Source organism: Mesorhizobium sp. LCM 4576, from assembly GCF_001854815.1.
GTDB lineage: Bacteria > Pseudomonadota > Alphaproteobacteria > Rhizobiales > Rhizobiaceae > Mesorhizobium > Mesorhizobium plurifarium.
Map to the genome: position 1 here is coordinate 201061 of NZ_MDDT01000024.1, position 16379 is coordinate 217439.

14 protein-coding genes and 1 pseudogene are annotated in these 16379 nt (G+C 65.5%); 3 read left to right on the top strand and 12 right to left on the bottom strand.

Annotation, left to right across the window (positions count from 1 at the left end; translation table 11 throughout):
* Nucleotide 1: 1 nt before the first annotated feature.
* Nucleotides 2-364, top strand: a complete 363-nt coding sequence (locus LCM4576_RS37175; RefSeq protein ID WP_071032617.1) for a hypothetical protein — start codon at nucleotides 2-4, stop codon at nucleotides 362-364.
* On the opposite strand, the pseudogene LCM4576_RS37180 reads toward LCM4576_RS37175, so the two are convergent.
* The 6 genes and pseudogenes from LCM4576_RS37180 to LCM4576_RS14065 all read right to left on the bottom strand — a co-directional run.
* Nucleotides 289-723, bottom strand: a pseudogene (locus LCM4576_RS37180) (ABC transporter ATP-binding protein); the annotation flags it as partial. The gene LCM4576_RS37175 and the pseudogene LCM4576_RS37180 overlap by 76 nt on opposite strands.
* Nucleotides 720-1454, bottom strand: coding sequence for an ABC transporter ATP-binding protein (locus LCM4576_RS14045; protein WP_071032619.1), 735 nt, complete (start codon nucleotides 1452-1454; stop codon nucleotides 720-722). The pseudogene LCM4576_RS37180 and the gene LCM4576_RS14045, both read right to left, overlap by 4 nt.
* A gap of 9 nt (nucleotides 1455-1463) precedes the next feature.
* A complete protein-coding gene (locus LCM4576_RS14050; protein ID WP_071032620.1) occupies nucleotides 1464-2696 on the bottom strand; it encodes an ABC transporter substrate-binding protein in 1233 nt (410 codons plus the stop codon).
* Nucleotides 2697-2745: 49 nt separating this feature from the next.
* A complete protein-coding gene (locus tag LCM4576_RS14055) occupies nucleotides 2746-4056 on the bottom strand; it encodes a M20 family metallopeptidase (protein WP_071032621.1) in 1311 nt (436 codons plus the stop codon).
* Nucleotides 4053-4700, bottom strand: a complete 648-nt coding sequence (locus LCM4576_RS14060; protein ID WP_040990630.1) for an isochorismatase family cysteine hydrolase — start codon at nucleotides 4698-4700, stop codon at nucleotides 4053-4055. The genes LCM4576_RS14055 and LCM4576_RS14060 overlap by 4 nt, the downstream gene beginning before the upstream one ends.
* Before the next feature lie 3 nt (nucleotides 4701-4703).
* Nucleotides 4704-5537 (bottom strand): N-formylglutamate amidohydrolase, encoded by an 834-nt coding sequence (locus tag LCM4576_RS14065; protein WP_244510800.1) that lies wholly within the window; start codon nucleotides 5535-5537, stop codon nucleotides 4704-4706.
* 44 nt (nucleotides 5538-5581) lie between these two features.
* Between LCM4576_RS14065 and LCM4576_RS14070 the strand changes: the two genes are divergently transcribed.
* Both LCM4576_RS14070 and LCM4576_RS14075 read left to right on the top strand, forming a co-directional pair.
* The gene (locus tag LCM4576_RS14070; protein WP_071032622.1) at nucleotides 5582-6430 is read left to right on the top strand and encodes a MurR/RpiR family transcriptional regulator; all 849 of its coding nucleotides are present in this window, start codon (nucleotides 5582-5584) and stop codon (nucleotides 6428-6430) included.
* Nucleotides 6427-7734 (top strand): glutamine synthetase family protein, encoded by a 1308-nt coding sequence (locus LCM4576_RS14075; protein ID WP_071032623.1) that lies wholly within the window; start codon nucleotides 6427-6429, stop codon nucleotides 7732-7734. Before LCM4576_RS14070 ends, LCM4576_RS14075 begins: the two co-directional genes overlap by 4 nt.
* Before the next feature lie 17 nt (nucleotides 7735-7751).
* Here the strand turns inward: LCM4576_RS14075 and LCM4576_RS14080 are convergent, their stop codons facing one another.
* The 6 genes from LCM4576_RS14080 to LCM4576_RS14105 form a co-directional block, all read right to left on the bottom strand.
* Nucleotides 7752-9287: an SRPBCC family protein gene (locus LCM4576_RS14080; RefSeq protein ID WP_083361403.1), complete on the bottom strand. Its 1536-nt coding sequence runs from the start codon at nucleotides 9285-9287 to the stop codon at nucleotides 7752-7754.
* 9 nt (nucleotides 9288-9296) lie between these two features.
* Nucleotides 9297-9734 carry an SRPBCC family protein gene (locus LCM4576_RS14085; protein ID WP_071032624.1) on the bottom strand — a complete coding sequence of 146 codons (438 nt, stop codon included), beginning with the start codon at nucleotides 9732-9734 and terminating at the stop codon, nucleotides 9297-9299.
* A 66-nt stretch (nucleotides 9735-9800) separates the two neighbouring features.
* Complete coding sequence (locus LCM4576_RS14090) at nucleotides 9801-11987, bottom strand: flotillin domain-containing protein (RefSeq protein ID WP_071032625.1); 2187 nt, start codon at nucleotides 11985-11987, stop codon at nucleotides 9801-9803.
* 81 nt (nucleotides 11988-12068) lie between these two features.
* Nucleotides 12069-14288, bottom strand: a complete 2220-nt coding sequence (locus tag LCM4576_RS14095) for an ABC transporter permease (protein WP_071032626.1) — start codon at nucleotides 14286-14288, stop codon at nucleotides 12069-12071.
* Nucleotides 14281-15066 carry an ABC transporter ATP-binding protein gene (locus LCM4576_RS14100; protein WP_116389989.1) on the bottom strand — a complete coding sequence of 262 codons (786 nt, stop codon included), beginning with the start codon at nucleotides 15064-15066 and terminating at the stop codon, nucleotides 14281-14283. The genes LCM4576_RS14095 and LCM4576_RS14100 overlap by 8 nt, the downstream gene beginning before the upstream one ends.
* A 23-nt stretch (nucleotides 15067-15089) precedes the next feature.
* Entirely contained in the window at nucleotides 15090-16331 is a 1242-nt protein-coding gene (locus tag LCM4576_RS14105) for an ABC transporter substrate-binding protein (protein ID WP_071032627.1), read from the bottom strand.
* Between the last annotated feature and the right edge of the window lie 48 nt (nucleotides 16332-16379).

The window sequence follows — 16379 nt, forward strand, 5'->3', positions numbered from 1 at the left end:
AATGCGTGCCTCCTTCGCCGAAATAGAGCCGCATGACCTCTTCATGATCGGGCGCGCTCGCTCGGTCGATCTCGCGCACGACGACGCCGTGCTCCACCAGGTAGAGCCGGTCGGTGAGGGAGAGGAGGAACTCGATGTCCGCTCGACCACGATCAGCGGCACGCCGCTTTTGGAAATCTCGCCGATTGCCGCGCCGAGYTCCTCCTTGAGGCGGGGAGAGAGGCCGAGCGTCGGCTCGTCCAGCATCAGAAGGCGCGGCGCGCACATCAGCGCGCAGCCGATCGACAGCATCTGCCGCTCGCCGCCCGACAAGGTCTTGGCGAGCTGCGTCTTGCGCTCGGCCAGGCGCGGGAAGAGGGCGTAGACGTCATCGAGCCGCCTCTGGGCGCCGGTGCTTGCCCGCTTGCTGAAGGCGGCCAGTTCGAGCGTCTCGGCGATGCGCATGTTGCCGAACAGCGTGTTGCCCTGCGGCGCATGGATCAGGCCGGCCTCGACGATGGCCGGCGGCTTGCGGCCGGTGATGTCGGTGCCGTCGAAGGTGATCGAGCCTGCCGTGGGCCGCACAAGGCTGGAGATGGTCTTGAGCAAGGTCGTCTTGCCATGGCCGTTGGGGCCGAAGAGCCCGATCGATTCCTGCGGTCCGATGTGCAGCGAAAGACCGTGCAGCACGCGCATGTCGCCATAACCGGCCTGCACGTCCTTGACGTCGAGGAGGGGCATCATTGCTTGCGCCCTCCGAGATAGGCGGTGATCACCGCCTCGTTGCGGACGACCTCGGCCGGGTTGCCTTCGGCCAGGACCGAACCCTGGTTGAGGACGATGAGCCGCTGGGAGATCGAAAGCAGCAGGCTGAGAACATGTTCGATCAAGAGCACGGTCACGCCGGAGGCGTTGACCGCGACGAGCAGCCTGTCCAGGCTCTCGATCTCGGGCTTGGTGAGGCCGGACGCCGGCTCGTCGAGCATCAGCACGGCCGGGCGCGACATCAGCCCCGAGGCGATCATCAGCTGCTTCTTTTCATAGACCGACAGGTTGCGTGAGGGGATGCCGCGCCGCGTGTCGGCAAACCCCACGAGACCGAGCACCTCGTCGGAACGCGTCCGCGCCGCGACGCGGCCGAGCTGGCCGTTATAGGTGCCGCAGACCAGCAATGTCTCGTCGGCCGTCAGGTCCGGAAATTCCGCATCCTTCTGGAACGTTCGGGCAAGCCCGGCGCGGGCGATGCGGTGGGCGGGCCAGCGGTCTATCCGCTGGYCCTGGAAGCGTATCTCGCCGGAGGTCGGGCCGAAGGGCACGCCGGTGATGAGATTGAAGAGCGTGCTCTTGCCCGAGCCGTTCGGGCCGGCAATGCCCAGGATCTCGCCGCGCGTTACGCCGAAGCTCACGCCGTTGACGGCCTTCAACCCGGCGAAGTGCTTGCTGGCGTCGACGACCTCAAGGATCGTGTCGTTCATCGGACCGTGTCACTTCATCCAGGCCGGCTGGACGAAGTCGCCGGTCGCATATTTGCCTGGATAGAAGAGGACGCGCTTGCCGTCCTGGATCTGGTAGAACTGCAGCGGAACGCCGTCGGTGTTCTGCACCGACAGATGCGTCGCCGGGTCGAAGGTGATGCGCCCGATCGAGGTCTGCTTGTCGGTCTTGCCGATCTGTTCGCCGACTTCCTTGCGCTTGGTCGGGTCGCCGACCTTGGCCAGCGCGTCGGCGTAGATCATGACCTCTTCGTAGGTCAGCGCGCCCGCGCCGCCGGATTCGATGTTGTACTTCGCCTTGTACTTGTCGAGCACTTCCTGCGCGCGCGGATTTTTCGGCGACAAAAGCAGGCCGCCCAGCATGTTGTAGACCACGCCGGACGACTTCTCCTTGGTCAGCTTCAGGAATTCGGGAACCGACGGCGCGTACTGGATGAACACGAGGCTGTCGGTCGGATTCTCCATGAACTGGGTCATGAAGGTCGCGGCATTGGCCGACAGATAGTCGGTGTTGATCAGCAGCGCCGGCGGGTCCTTGCGCACCTTGCCCAGGAAGGCGCGCCAGTCGCTGACTTCGCCGAACGGCACGAGATCGTTCTGCGTGATCTCCCAGCCGTCGGCGCCGAAGGCCTTGGCCATGCCTTCCGCGATGCCCTTGGAATAAGGGTTGTCGGACGAGATGATCGCGACCTTCTTGTTGGGCAGCTTGATCTTGCCCGTCTCCGACAGCTCCTTGATCACCGGGACGATCTCGGTGTTGTAGCCGTCATAGGACGGGGTCAGCGACCATACGGTGGGGAAGTTCTCGGGGTTCGGCGCGATGATGTCGTGGGTCTGCTGCGAGTTGGCGGCGATCATGTAGACCATGTCCTGCTCGGCCATCATCTCGATCTCGAAATTGGTGCTCGAGGCATAATTGGTGAACACRCCGCCCATATCGTGATCGCCGAGCAGCCGCTCGACCGCCGTCGCGACCTTGTCGGGATTGCCGTCGCCGACATCGGCCACGACCACTTCGAAGGTGTGGCCGGCTATACCGCCGGCGGCATTCAGCTCGTYGACGGCAAGCTTGGCGCCGTTGACGATTTCCTGCCCGTCGGCCGCGGCCGGGCCGGTGAGCGGCGCGAGCACGCCGAGCTTGACGGTGTCGGCATAGGCGAATGCGGACGTGGAAAAGAGYGCCGCGGCCGATACTGCTCCCATAAGAACGCGTCTGGTGATCATTTCGTTACCCCTTGATATTCTTGCTTTGTTGGTTTGTTGGCCGGTTCGTTCAGGCGGTGCCGCACGTGTCGATGATGGCCGCGGCGATGACCTTCGTGGTCTCGATCAGACTTTCGATCTCCACGCATTCATTGTCGCCGTGAAAGCCGTCGCCGGCCGGTCCGTAGATAACCGGCACCACGCCGGCGCCGGCGTAATGCGCGGCGTCGGTGACAGCTTCGAACCCCTTGATCACGGGCGCCTTGGCCTGCGCCTGCGTGGCGCGCCTGTTGAGCGATTGCACGATCGGTGCGTCGACCGGCGTGTTCATCGGCGGAAAGTTGAGGTCGAAGAGATCCCACTCGATCGCTGGCGGATGATCCCGCATCCAGGCGTCGGAGGCGGCGAAGTGGTGGACGAAGTTTTCGAACTCCGCCTTCACGTCCTCGAATTTCTCCTGCGGCATGAATTTGTAGTCGAGATCGATGGTGACGATGTCGGGGATGATGGCCGCGTTGGTCATGATCGCCGGCGTGCCGTCGGGGCCCATGCCCGCGCCACCGCGAATGACGCCTGGATTGATCGTGGCAAGGCCTGCAGGCACCAGCGGATGCCAGTTGTCCCGGCAGCGCGAGGTTTCGAAGTCGCGCAGCGCCATCAGGAAGCGCGTGGCGAGCTCGATCGCATTGACGCCGGGCGTGAGACGGCCCTCGACATGCGGCTGCGGCCAGATCGAGTTGAAGCGCCAGCCGGCATGCGCCTGCTTGCCGAAAATCGTCACGCGCACCCAGGTCAGTCCGCCTTCGGCCGGCACGATGTTGCCCCAGGTCGGCTCGGCGATGATAGCGCTCTTCGCCAGGCGCGAGCGCTTGACGAGGTCCATCGCCCCGAAGCCGCCGGCCTCCTCGTCGACCACGGTGTGGATGGCGAGCCGGCCATCGAGCTTGATGCCTGCGTTGCGGACCGCGCGCGCCGCCGCCACGCAGGCGGCGACGCCTGCCTTCATGTCGATCGCGCCGCGGCCCCAGATGCGGCCGTCCTTGATGTCGCCGCCGAACGGATCGCAGTTCCATTTCGACTGATCGCCCACCGGCACGACGTCGACATGGCCACAGAGGATAAGGCTCTTCTCGTCGCTGCCCGCCCACTCGCCGGTCAGGTTCGGCCGGTCCGGAAACACGTCCCAACGATCGACGCCGAAGCCGAGCGCTTCCAGTTCGCCGGCGAGACGGGTCTGTACGTCGGCCTCGCGGTTGATGGCGGGATCGGCCTGAAACTTCGGATTGACGGATGGTATCCGCACGATGTCCCGGGTCAGCCCGACGACATAGTCACGGTCCTCTTCGACGGCCTTCCAGACGGCGGAAATCGTGTCGCTCATTTCGCGAGCCCCTTCAATTCATCGAGAAGCTGATCGGTGGTCACCTGGCGGCAATAGCCCTTGATGGTGCGCAGCGAATTGTCGTGGCGCTCCTGCGAATAGGTCGCGCAGGCGTCGGTCACCTGGGTGACGAGATATCCAAGGTCGCAGGCGTCGCGGACCGCGCTTTCCACGCACTGGTCGGTCAGGAGCCCGGATATCACGAGCTGGCGCACGCCGAGATTGCGCAGGATGTAGTCGATATGCGTGGAGACGAAGACCGAGGACGAGGTTTTGGGAAGGCAGATCTCGTCGTCCGCGGGCGCCAGTTCGTCGATGACCTTGCCGTCCCAGGATCCCTTCGGCACATGGAAGCCGGTGATCTTGTAATCTAGGCTGCGGTCGCGGCCGTCCTTGGTCAGGCTTTCGATCGTCGTGTGCATCACCTCGATCCCGCCGGCGCGGAAGGCATCCAGCAGACGCTTCATGTTCGGGATGGTCTCGCTCTGGATGCGCTTGAAGAACCAGCCGTACTTTTCCTCGAACTCGGCCTTGCCGAGGTCCTTGAACTCGCCGCCGTCGCGATGCGCCGAGAAATTCTGCACATCGATGAACAGGATGCAGGATTGTTCCGGCACCAGCGGAACGTTGCGTGTCAGTTCCATTCCTTAGTCGCCCTTCTTCATGAAATCGCCGATCGCGCCCGCGAGAAGGCCGGCGAAACGCGCCACGCCTTCAGGGTGCGAAATGTGGTCGTTGCGTACCTCGATCAGGCTGTGGGCGATGCCGTTGCGCTCGCCATGCACCGGTACGAACCAATCGGATTGATCGCTGATCGCGTAAGGCTCCTGCATGCCGATCGAAAGGTCCGGCGCGGCCGCGAGCAGATATCGTTGGAGCGCCGGGGACGTCCGCCCGTCCTTCCTGTAGAGGAAGYCGATATCCCACGGCCTCGACACGCCCCGCAGCACCGGATTGAAGCTGTGGATCGCGAAAATGGCCTTCGGCCTGCGATCCCGGATCGCTCCCGCCAGCGCGCGGTCGAACGGCTCGAAAATCTCCGTCGCCCGCTGCGCCCGTTCCCTTGCATCCAGGTTCCTGTTGGCTGGTATTTCGGTCCCGTCGCTGACCGGCGGGATGGAGTCGTCGGCTTCCGTCGRCCTGTTGCAATCGATGACCAGCCGGCTGTATCGCTGCGCGACGRGGGGCGCGTCGAGGCGCTCGGAGAGCATCAAGGCAAGATCGCGCGCGCCGATGTCGTAGGCGATATGCCTGTCCATCTCGCTCGYCGCGATGCCGAGGTCTCCCAGGGAGGATGGGATCTCCCGGCCGGCATGTTCGCAGACGAGGAGCACGTCGCCGCTGCCGGCGGGATTGACGATCTCCACGGGCGCGGGATCGGATGCGCCGAGAAGGGTCGGTTGTGGTTGATTGGAAATATTCATGATGCCTTCTTTGTTGGAGTCAGGATGATGAAAGTTTTTCATCAATGTCAAATCCAAAATGATAATTGACTAAATTTTTTCTGCGTGGGAGGAAGGCGGGAATGGAACTCAGGGCACAGATCGAAGAGCTTGAGAGCGCGCTGACGCCGGCTGAACGCAAGCTGGCCTCGACGCTGTTGGCGGACTATCCGTTTGCCGGGCTGCAGACGATCCAGACGCTCGCCGACAAGACGGGCGTGTCGGCGCCCTCGATCACGCGCTTCGTTGCCAAGCTGGGCTGCCAGGGCTACCAGGATTTCCAGCACAAGCTGATCGGCGAGCTCAAGGAGTGGCATCGCTCGCCGGTCGAGCTGCACAGCAAAAGCTCGCACGGCGCGAACTTCCTCGAGGCCTATGTCGAACGCGCGAGCCAGATTGTGCGCGCGCTTCCCGCAACGCTGACGCAAGTGCAGTTCGAGCGCATCTGCGGCATGGTGGCGGATGAAAGGCGGGCCATCTATCTGATCGGCGGCCGCATCAGCGACCCCATGGCCCAGCATTTCTCGCGCCATCTGCGCCAGATCCGGCGCGACGTCTTTCATATCCCGCCCGATCCGGAAGTCTGGCCCGAATACATCTTGCGGATGAAGGCGCGCGACGTCTTCGTTGTGTTCGATTTTCGCCGCTACCAGCCGCGCCTCGAGCAGCTCGTGCGCACGGCCAAGYGGGCGAGCGGCATCGAAGTGCTGCTCTTCACCGACAAATGGTYGTCGCCGGTCTCCAGCGAGGCAACCRAGGTCATCGCGCTCGCGATCGACAATGGAACGGCATGGGACACCTACATCGCCGCCATGGTCACGGTGGACGCCATGATCACCCACATTTCCGAACGCGATTGGAATTCCACAAGCAGCCGCATCCGCGCCTGGGACGCCTTGCGGCTGGACAAGGAAAGGAAGYCGACAAAATGATAAGGGAACCCCTGCTCTTCGTCGCCACATGCGACGTTTCGGGGCGCGTTYGGGGCAAGGCATTTCCTCTCGATCTGATCGAGAGGCGGGCAGGGCGCGGCGTGGGCTGGACGCCCACCAACGTGCAGATCACCTGCTTCGATGCCATTGCCGAAAGCCCGTATGGTTCGCTCGGCGATCTCCTGCTGGTGCCCGACCGGGACAGCCGCGTGACGGTTGATTTCGAGGATGGCAGCCCTGCCGAGGACTTCATGCTCGGCGACATCCTGACCCTCGACGGCGTTCCGTGGGAGTGCTGCACGCGCTCCATCCTGAAATCGGCGCTGAAGAAGCTGGAGGATGTCGCGGGTGTCCGGCTGGTCGGCGCCTTCGAACACGAGTTCCACCTCAAGGCCGGCGAAGGCGGCGGCGCCTATTCCATGGAGGGCTACCGCAACCGGGCGGCATTCGCGGCGACGCTGATGGCTGCGATCAAGACGGCCGGCCTGAAGCCGGACACGGTGATGAAGGAATACGGCGTCGGCCAATACGAGGTGACGATCAGCCCGGAGCGCGGCTTGCGCGTGGCCGATGCCGGCCTTGTCCTGCGCGAGATGGTCCGCGCCACCGCGCGGCGCTTCGATGACGAGGCGAGCTTCACCCCGATCCGCCACCCCGACGGCGTCGGCAATGGCGTCCATATCCATCTCAGCTTCGAGGATTCCAGCGGCCGGCCCGCGACCTATGACGAGAATGGTCCGCACGGCATGTCCGCGATCACGCAAGCGTTCGTCGCGGGCGTGCTGAAATATCTCGACAGCATCGTCGCCTTCACGGCGCCGTCGTCGGTTTCCTATCTCAGGCTGACGCCRCATCGCTGGAGTGCCGCCTTCAACAATCTCGGTGTCCGCGATCGGGAAGCGTCGGTGCGGATATGCCCGACCACCGCACGTGACCCGGAGGGCGTGGCCAGGCAGTACAACATCGAATTCCGCGCGGCCGACGCCGCCGCGTCGCCGCATCTGGCGCTCGCGGCGATCGTTCATGCCGGCGTGCAGGGCATCGTGGAGAAGCTCGAGGCGCCGCGGGCGACGCAGGAAGATCTCTCGCTGCTCGATCCCGCGGCGCTCGCCGCCCGCGGCTTCACGCGGCTGCCGCAATCGCTCAGTGAGGCGATCGAGCGGATGATGGCCAACGAGACGGTGCGCGGCTGGTTCCCCGCCGGCTTCTGCGAGGTCTACCGTGACCACAAGCTCGGCGAACTGAAATTCCTCGGCGACCGCAGCGTGCTCGAGCAATGCAAGGCCTATGAGGCCGTTTACTAGACCGGCTCGATCCGTGGCTACGGCACCAGAACGAGCGCCCCGCTGGTCCTGCGGGCTTCCAGGTCCCGGTGGGCGTCCGCGGCATTGGCCAGACCATAGGCCGCGGGCTGCCCGACCCTGACGGCGCGCTGGCGAAAGGCCGTAAAGAAGCGGTCGACATGCGGCGCGAGCTTCTCGGGCGTGTCTGTGTAATGCGCATAATTGGGCCGCGAAACGGTGATCGACTTCGAGGCCAGGCGGTCGATGTCCCAACTGCCGACCGGACCCGACGCCTGGCCGAAGCTGACGAGATGACCGCGCACGGAAAGGGCAGTGAGGGAACCGGCGAATGTGTCGGCGCCGACGGCGTCGTAGATGACGTTGGCGCCTGCGCCGGCGGTCAGCCGCATGACCGCTTCCGCGAAATCCTCCCGGGAGTAGACGATGACATGGTGCGCGCCGAGCCGCTCGACGATGCGCGCCTTGTCGTCGCTCGACACGGTTGCGATCACGGTGGCGCCGAGATGGCGCGCCCATTGCACCAGCAACTGGCCGATGCCGCCGGCGGCGGCGTGGATGAGCACGACCTCGTCCGGCCGAACGGCATGGACGTCATGCAGCAGGAAGCTGGCCGACACGCCCTTGAGCAGGCTCGCGGCGGCGGCTTCGTCCGGTATGTCGTCCGACAGGCGCACCAACAGGTCGGCCGTCATGTTGCGGCGTTCGGCATAGGCGCCGACAGGCGGGCAGGCATAGGTCACCCGATCGCCGACCGACAGGCCGGAGATCGCCGCGCCGACAGCCTCGATGACACCTGCCGCTTCCATGCCGGGCACGCCGGGCAGCCGCATAAGGTCGAAGAAGCCGGTGCGGCAATAGACGTCGATGAAGTTGACGCCGATCGCCGTGTGGCGGATCCGCACCTCGCCGGGCGCCGGCGGCGGCAAGGCGATCTCCTTCAGCTGCAGCACGTCCGGCCCGCCATAGCGCTCGACGAGGATCGCGCGCGTCGTTTCTGCCGTGTTCCRGGACGGTGCGAGGATCGCCGGTGAGGGGACCGGGCGGGCCGCAACGCCTGTTGGCCTCGACGGCATGATCGCCGGCGAAGGCCTCGCCTCGGCCGGCGTGGCGGCGTCCGGGCGCCCCAGCAGATTGCGGATCGCGGCAAAGCCGGCGCGATAGATGTCTTCGGCGACCAGCTTCACCAGTTCGTCGCGGCGATGCGCCGGCGGGTGGAATTCGGAGCGCCATTCCCAGAAGGTGGCGTTGCCGTCGGTTACCGGCTTCAGCCGTATCGATGCGACATAGCCCATCAACGGCAGCGGCGCTTCGAGCAGGCAGTAGCTCAGCCGGCGGTCCTTGTCGGACAGCGCCAGAAGCTGTTCGCGCAGTTCGCCGCCGTCGGCCAGGCGGAAATGGCGCACGGCGCCGACCGCGTCGGCCGGCTCGCCGCCGTCGATCTCGCTCGCCGCGATGGCCGGGTGCCAGCGGTCGTGGCCGTTGAAATCGCGCAGGATCGCCCAGACCTCCTCAATCGGGGCATCGATGATCGTGCTCTGGCGGACCTGGACCATGCGCGGCGGTCAGCGCCCGAAGCGCTGCTTCAACGCGGTGAACGCGGCCTGGAACACGCCGCCGCCGATCTGCTGCGTCAGCGCCGCCTCGCGCTCAGGCGTGCAATCGAATTCCGCCTGCCATTCGGCCAGCGTCATATTGCCGTCGGTTATCGGCGTCAGCGACAGGGTGGCGACATAGTTCTCCACCGGCATCGGGCTCTCCAGGATCGCATAGCTGCAGGAGAGGTCGTAGTCCGACAGCGCCAGCAGTTTCTCGCGGATCCGTCCGCCGTCCTTGAGCGTGAAATTGCGGATGCAGCCGATCCGGTCGGCATGCGCGTTCTGCTCGATGYGGCTCTCGGCCACGAAAGGCGCCCAGCCCGGCAAGCCGTTGAAGTCGCGCACGACGTTCCAGACGTCCGCGGCCGGAGCCGGGATGACCGAAGAGACATAGACCTTGGTCATGCCGGGCGACCGCCGAGATAACTACGGAGTCGTCCGCCCTCGGGAAACGACCTTGCGGACATCTGGTCAATGGTCGCGGTCGTCATCATCATCCTTGGCGGTCTTGCCTTTGCCTTTCTTGTCGCGGGCGAGGTTGGAAATGTCCTTGGCGTCGCGCAGCACATCGGTCATCCGTCCGAGCGAGCCGCCCTCGATGCCGATCTCCTTCATCAGATTGTCGATCATCGGCGCCTGCACGCGGTAACGCAGCGCCGAATCGATCACCTCGTCGGTGACGTTGCGGTTGCCGCCCGCCCCGCCATTGATGCCGTCGACGTGCAGGATCTTGATGCCGTCGATCTTTTCCATCGGCTTGACGCTCTCGCGGATGATGCCTTCCATGTGATCGAGCAGTTTGCCGCGCAGGCGTCCGGCGCGCGCTTCGCTGGAAAGAAGGTTCTCCGCTTCGTTGATCTGCCGATGGCCGGCCGCGTCGACTTCGTAGCGCTGGGCGGCGGCAAGGGCGTGGATCTTTTCCGCCTCCGCGGCGGCGACGGCCGCGATCTTCTGCGCCTCCGCCAGGCTCTTGGCGGCCTTCATCTCGGCCTCGGCGGCGGCCGTCACGCGAAGCGCCTCGCGCTCCGCCTCGCGTTGAGCGGCGATCAGGTCGGTCAGCTTGCGGCGCTCGGCGATCTCGCGTTCGCGGGCGGTCAGGGCCTGTTCCTCGGCCTGGACGGCCTTGGCGCGGACGGCTTCCGAAGCGGCGATAGCCGAGGAGCGTTCCTGCGTCTTCTTGGCGATGTCGATGGCCTTCTGGATTTCGGCGATCTCCACCTTCTGGTCGCGGTCGACGGCGAGCTGGCGCAGCTCGCGCTCCTTGACGAGCTTGGCTTCCTCGATGCCGCGCTCGGTGGTGATGCGCGCCCGCTCCACTTCCTCGGCCGCCGCGATCTCGGCTTCCTCGAAGGCCTGGCGCTTGGCGATCTGAAGCGCTTCGAGGTGGCGCTCCCTGTCGATCCGCACCTCGTCGACGGCACGTTCCTGCTCGATGYGCGCCGTCTCGGTCGCCTGGTTCTCGACGATTTCGGCGCGGCGCTTCTCGGCTTCCGCCCTGGTCACTTCGAGCGCCTTTTCGGCCAGCGCGATCTGGCGTTCGAGCTCGGCGATCTCCAGCGACTTCTTGCGCTCGATCTCGAGCCCGCTCTGCGCGCCCTCACGCTCGATGCGCGCCTTCTCCAGCGCCAGTCCAAGGGCGATCTGCTCGCGCTCAGTCAGTTCGCGCATCTTCATCTCGGCCTCGTCGAGCGCGCGGCGGCGCGCGATCTCGCGGCGCTGCGTGTCTTCCTCGCTGCGGATGCGTTCCTCGGTGATGCTGCGCTCCTGGGCGAGGCGCGATTTCTCCACCGCCTCGCGCGCCGAAAGCTGCGCCTGTTCGGCTTCCTGGTCGCGCACGGCGCGCTCCCTGGCGAGCTCGGAGCGCTGCGCCGCGCGCCGTATTTCCACTTCGCGCTCCTGTTCGAGGCGGGCGTATTCGGTGTCGCGCTCGATCTCCAGCACCTTGCGCTGCGTATCGAGGTTCTGGTTGCGAATGTCGACCAAAGTGCGCTGCTCGATCTCGTTGCGCATGCGGCGCCTGGTCTCGATGGATTCCGTCAGCTGCGTCAGGCCTTCGGCATCGAAGGCGTTGGACGGGTCGAAATATTCGAGGCTGGTCTGGTCGAGGTCGACGATGGCGACGCTCTCCAGCTCGAGCCCGTTGGCGGCCAGCGAATCCGAGGCGAGCGCCCGGACCTTTTCGGCATAGTCGCCGCRCAACTCATGCATCTCTTCCAGCGTCATCTGGGCGGCGATGGTGCGCATGGCGCCGGCGAACTTGCCCTCCAGCAATTCGCGCAGATTGTCGGRCTGCAGCGTGCGGCGGCCGAGCGTCTGCGCCGCGGCGGCGACGAACTCGCGGCTCGCGCCGACGCGGACGAAGAACTCGGCGATGAGGTCGACGCGCATGCGGTTCCTGGTGATCAGCGCCAGCGCGTCCTCGCGGCGCACCTCGATGCGCAGCACGTTCATGTTGACCGGGGTGATCTCGTGCAGCACGGGGATGACGAAGGCGCCGCCGTTGACCACCACCTTCTCGCCCAGGAAGCCGGTGCGCACGAATGCCGTCTCCTTGGTCGAGCGGCGATAGAGCCACYGCAGGATGTAGACGGCGATCACCACGACGACCGCGGCGACGATCAGCCACAACAGGAAAGCGCCAAAGCTCTGYGCGTCCATGATTTATTCTCCCCTACACAATCCGGTCGGCGCCAGGCGCCAATTCAAAGATCCGTCCGCCGTCAGGTAAAGCCCAATTCGTCATGCCCGCCTCTGCAGCCTTGGGCCGATCGCGTTGAACGCGCCGATCACCRCATCGACGAAAGGCGTGTCGTTGATGTTGGCGCGCACCCGCTCGACATGGCGCAACGGCGTCGGGCGAACGGTCTTTTCGATCGCCTCGAACAGCGCGTTGTCGGCTTCCGGATCGTGAAAGGGCTGRCCGGGCGCGTCGAGCATCGAGACGCCGCCTTCGGGCAGCAGGAAGMGCACCGGGCCGTTCATGGCGTTGAGCCGCGCGCCGATCCATTCGCCGAAAGCGCGGTYCTCGTCGCGCGTCGTGCGCATCAGCGTGACATTGGGATTGTGGATGACGAATTTGCGGCCGCGGAACTTCTCCGRCACGCTGCCGCGCGGACCGAAATTGACCATGTCCAGCGCTCCCGTCGATCCGACATAGGGCAGTCCGCTGCGGATGGCGGCGCCAAAGCGATCCTCTGTCGCGGGGAACACGCCGCCGACGATCATGTCGGCCACTTCCGTCGTGGTGAGATCGAGGAAAGCCGACAGCAGGCGCGAGTCGCCGAGATTCTCCATGGCGCGCCCGCCGATGCCGGTGGCGTGGAAGACGAGGCAGTCATAGTCGGCTTCGAGGCGCCTGGTCACTGCTTGCACGGCCGGCGTGGTGACGCCGAACATGGTGATGCCGACGGCCGGCCGCGCCAGCTTGCGCTTTGCTTCCCACGCTTCCGCATTGGGCAACTGCGCGATCATGCCGGCCATGGCATGCGCGGCGTTGGACAGCACCTGCTCGGTGATGGAGTTCAGCCCCTGAACGTCGGCGACCGAATGGAACATCATGATGTCGGCGCCGCCGACATATTTGKCGACATCGCCCGCAGCCACCGTCGAGACCATCAGCTTGGGGATGCCGACCGGCAGGACCCGCATGCCAGCCGTCGCCAGCGTCGTGCCGCCCGAGCCACCGGCAGAAATGACGCCGCCGATGCGCGGCTCCCGCTCGATCCAGCGGGCGAAGGCCTCCGCCATGGCGCTGACCGAGCCGCCCCGATCGTCGGTGAAGACCGCCGAGGACCCGTGGATATGCATGCCGGCCACTTGCATGGCGGGCACGTCCGCGCTCGACGGCTTTCCCGATGTCGACAGGTCGACGGTGCGGACGGGCAGTCCGAGCGACTTCAGCCGGTCGGCGACGAAGCGCAATTCCTTGCCCTTGGTATCGAAGGTGCCGACGACCARCACGGTTTTGCCGATGCGCTCGGCAAAGGGGATGGCGAAGACCTTCCTCGGGTCGTCCTGGGGCGCGGCCTTGTCGACAGCCGCCTGCCTCAGTTCGGTGACCGGCACGTTCCAGCGGTTGGGCAATTGGGTGACAGGGCGGTAGACGCCGTCATGCACCGCCGGCTCGGCCGATCCGACCGCCGCGCGGTCGACGCGATAGACCGCCGCTAATTGCTCCTTTGCCTGCGCCGCTTCCGCCGGCGTGACTGGCGCTTCCTCGGCATGGCGTCCGACGCCCAGCAGCCGCTGCTGCAAATCGCGGTCGGCGGCCAGTGCTGCCGCCTCCATCAGCCGATTGATGCGGCCGTTGACCATGATCGCGACCTGGCTGGAGACGGCGGTCGCGACGCCGATATTCTGCTCGATGACGAGCACCGCCATCTCACCTTCCGCGGCCAGCTCGACCAGCATCTTTTCGACCTGGTCGACGATGATCGGCGCCAGGCCCTCGGTCGGCTCATCCATCACCAGCAGTTTCGGGTCGCTGAGCAGCGCGCGCGAGATGGCGAGCATCTGCTGCTCGCCCCCCGAGAGCTGCGATCCGCCATTGTGCCGCCGCTCCGCCAGGCGTGGAAAAGTCTGGTAGACGCGCTCGACCGTCCAGGCGGCGTCGCGCCGGTTGCCGGCGGCAAGCCGCAGATGTTCGTCGACCGTCAGGCTCGGCCAGACGCGACGCCCTTGCGGGACATAGCCGACGCCGAGGCGATGGATCTCGTGCGGCTCGAGCGCGGTGATCTCGCGGCCGTCGAAGCGGATCGAGCCGGAGCGCGCACGCTTCAGTCCGACGATGGTGTTGCACAGCGTCGACTTGCCCATGCCGTTGCGGCCGACGACGGAAAGCACGCCGCTTTCCAGCGTCAGCGAAATCCCCTGCAGGGCATGGCTCTCGCCATAGAAGACCTGCAGGTCTTCTATCTTCAGCACCGCCCTGGCGCCYTTGCCGGCGGAGCGTTCAGCCATGCTTGCCTCCGAGATAGATCTGCTGGACCTCCGGATCGGCCTCGATTTCCTGCGGCGTGCCTTCCTTGAACAGGTGCCCATTGTGCATCATCGACACGTAGTCCGCCACGCGCAGCGCGACGTCGAGATCGTGCTCGATGATGATGAAGCCGATGTGCTTCGGCAGTGCGTTGAGGATGGCGACGAGGTCGCGCCGCTCGGTCGGCGAAAGACCCGCCGCCGGTTCGTCGAACAGGATGAAGCGCGGCGCGCCGGCAAGCGCCAGCGCGATTTCCAGTTGGCGCTGCTGGCCGTGGCTCAGCGTCGCCACCAAGGCGTCGCGATGGGCCTCGAGATGGACAGCCTCGAGGATCGATCGCGCCTGCACCATGTTGACGTCGGCAGCGGCGGGCCTCAGCAGCGAGAACCGCCGGCGCGAGACACCGCGGCAGGCGAGAAAGATGGAATCAAGGACCGACAAGCCCTTGAACAGCTGCGAGATCTGATAGGTGCGGCGCAGGCCGCGGCGGATGCGCTCATGCGGCGGCAGGTCGGTGATGTCTTCGCCAAAGAAGCGGATGCGTCCGGCGGTCGGCAGGAAGTCGCCGGTCACGGCGTTGAAGAGCGTGGTCTTGCCGGCGCCGTTGGAGCCGAGGACCGCGCGCCGCTCGCCGGCCGCGATCCTCATGTCGATGCCCGAAAGCGCCACCAGCGCTCCGAAATGCCGCGCAACGCCATCGAGCTCCAGCGCGTAGGCACCGGAGCTCTGCAGACGGTTCGCGGCCAGGTTTTCGGTCACTGACGATGCTCTCGCAGGTACCGTTACGGGCAGCTCGGATTGTCGCGGTTGACCGCGCCGAGCTTCATGAACTCGTCCTCGGGAATGCCGAGCGTCTGGTTGACCTGCGGCACGACCTTGACCAGCTTGTTCAGGAGATTGCCGTCCGACCCTTCGGTGACCTCGGTCAGGAAGATGTCGGCGACGGCATTGYGGTTCTTGTCGAGCGACACCTTGCCGGTCGGCGTGTCGAAGGACAGCTTAGACAAGGCCTCGCGCAGCTTCTTGCCGCCGTCGGAGACGTCGCCGCCGACCTGGTCGAGCGCCAAAAGCGTCGCCTTCATGTTCACGTAATAACCATGGGCAAAGAGCGACGGCGAGGGGAAGGCGCCCGGCTGCTTGGCATAGGCCGTGACGAACGACTTCCAGGCCGGCGCGTCATTGGTGTCGGCGGTCGGTCCGGCCGAGGGCGTGCCCTTGAGCACGTCGMGCAGCTTGYCTTTCGAGGTCARCACGGTCTGGTCGACGGTGATCGAGCCGCCGATCAGCGGAGCCGTGCCCCCGGCCTGCTGGTATTGGGTCAGGAAGTTGACGGCGTCGGCGCCGCCGAGCGCCACATAGATGGCATCGACATCCTCGGGGATCGCCGCGATGACCGAAGAAAAATCCTTGTTGCCGATCGGCACCCAGGATTTCGACGGCACGTGCCCGCCGGCCTTGCAGAACTCGGCCATGAAGCCGAAGACCTGCGTGTAGGGGAAGGAGTAATCCTCCGCGACCGTCGCGACCTTCTTGTAGCCCTTGTCGTTGAAGGCATAGGTGCCGAGGCCGGCCATCCACTGCGCCCCGTCGGTGGAGAAGCGGAAGAAGTTCTCGGCCGGATTGCGCAGCGTCGTGTCCTGCGCGRCCGAGGTGCCGTTGATGAACGTCACGTCCGGTTTGGTCTTGGCGTAGTCCTTGACGGCGAGGCCTTCATCGCCCGAAAGCGGACCGACCAGCACCTTCACGCCGTCCTGCTCGACCAGCTTGCGCGCCGCGCGCACCGCGCTGTCGGGCGAGGCGTCGGACGAGCCCTTGACGATCTCGATCTTCTTGCCGGCGACGGTGYCGTTGGTCTCGGCGATCGCCGTCATGGCGCCGCGTTCGCCGTCCTCGCCGAGCACCGTGAACGGCCCCTCGAAAGTGGCGAGCAGGCCGATCTTGATCGTGTCGTCGGCGGCGAGCGCCATCGAAGGCGCGGTCAGCCCGGTGAACAGCGCCAGGGCCAGCAGTGTACGTCTATGCATCCTCAGTTCCTCCCATTGAATTGCATTGATCTGCGGTGCTTCATCCGC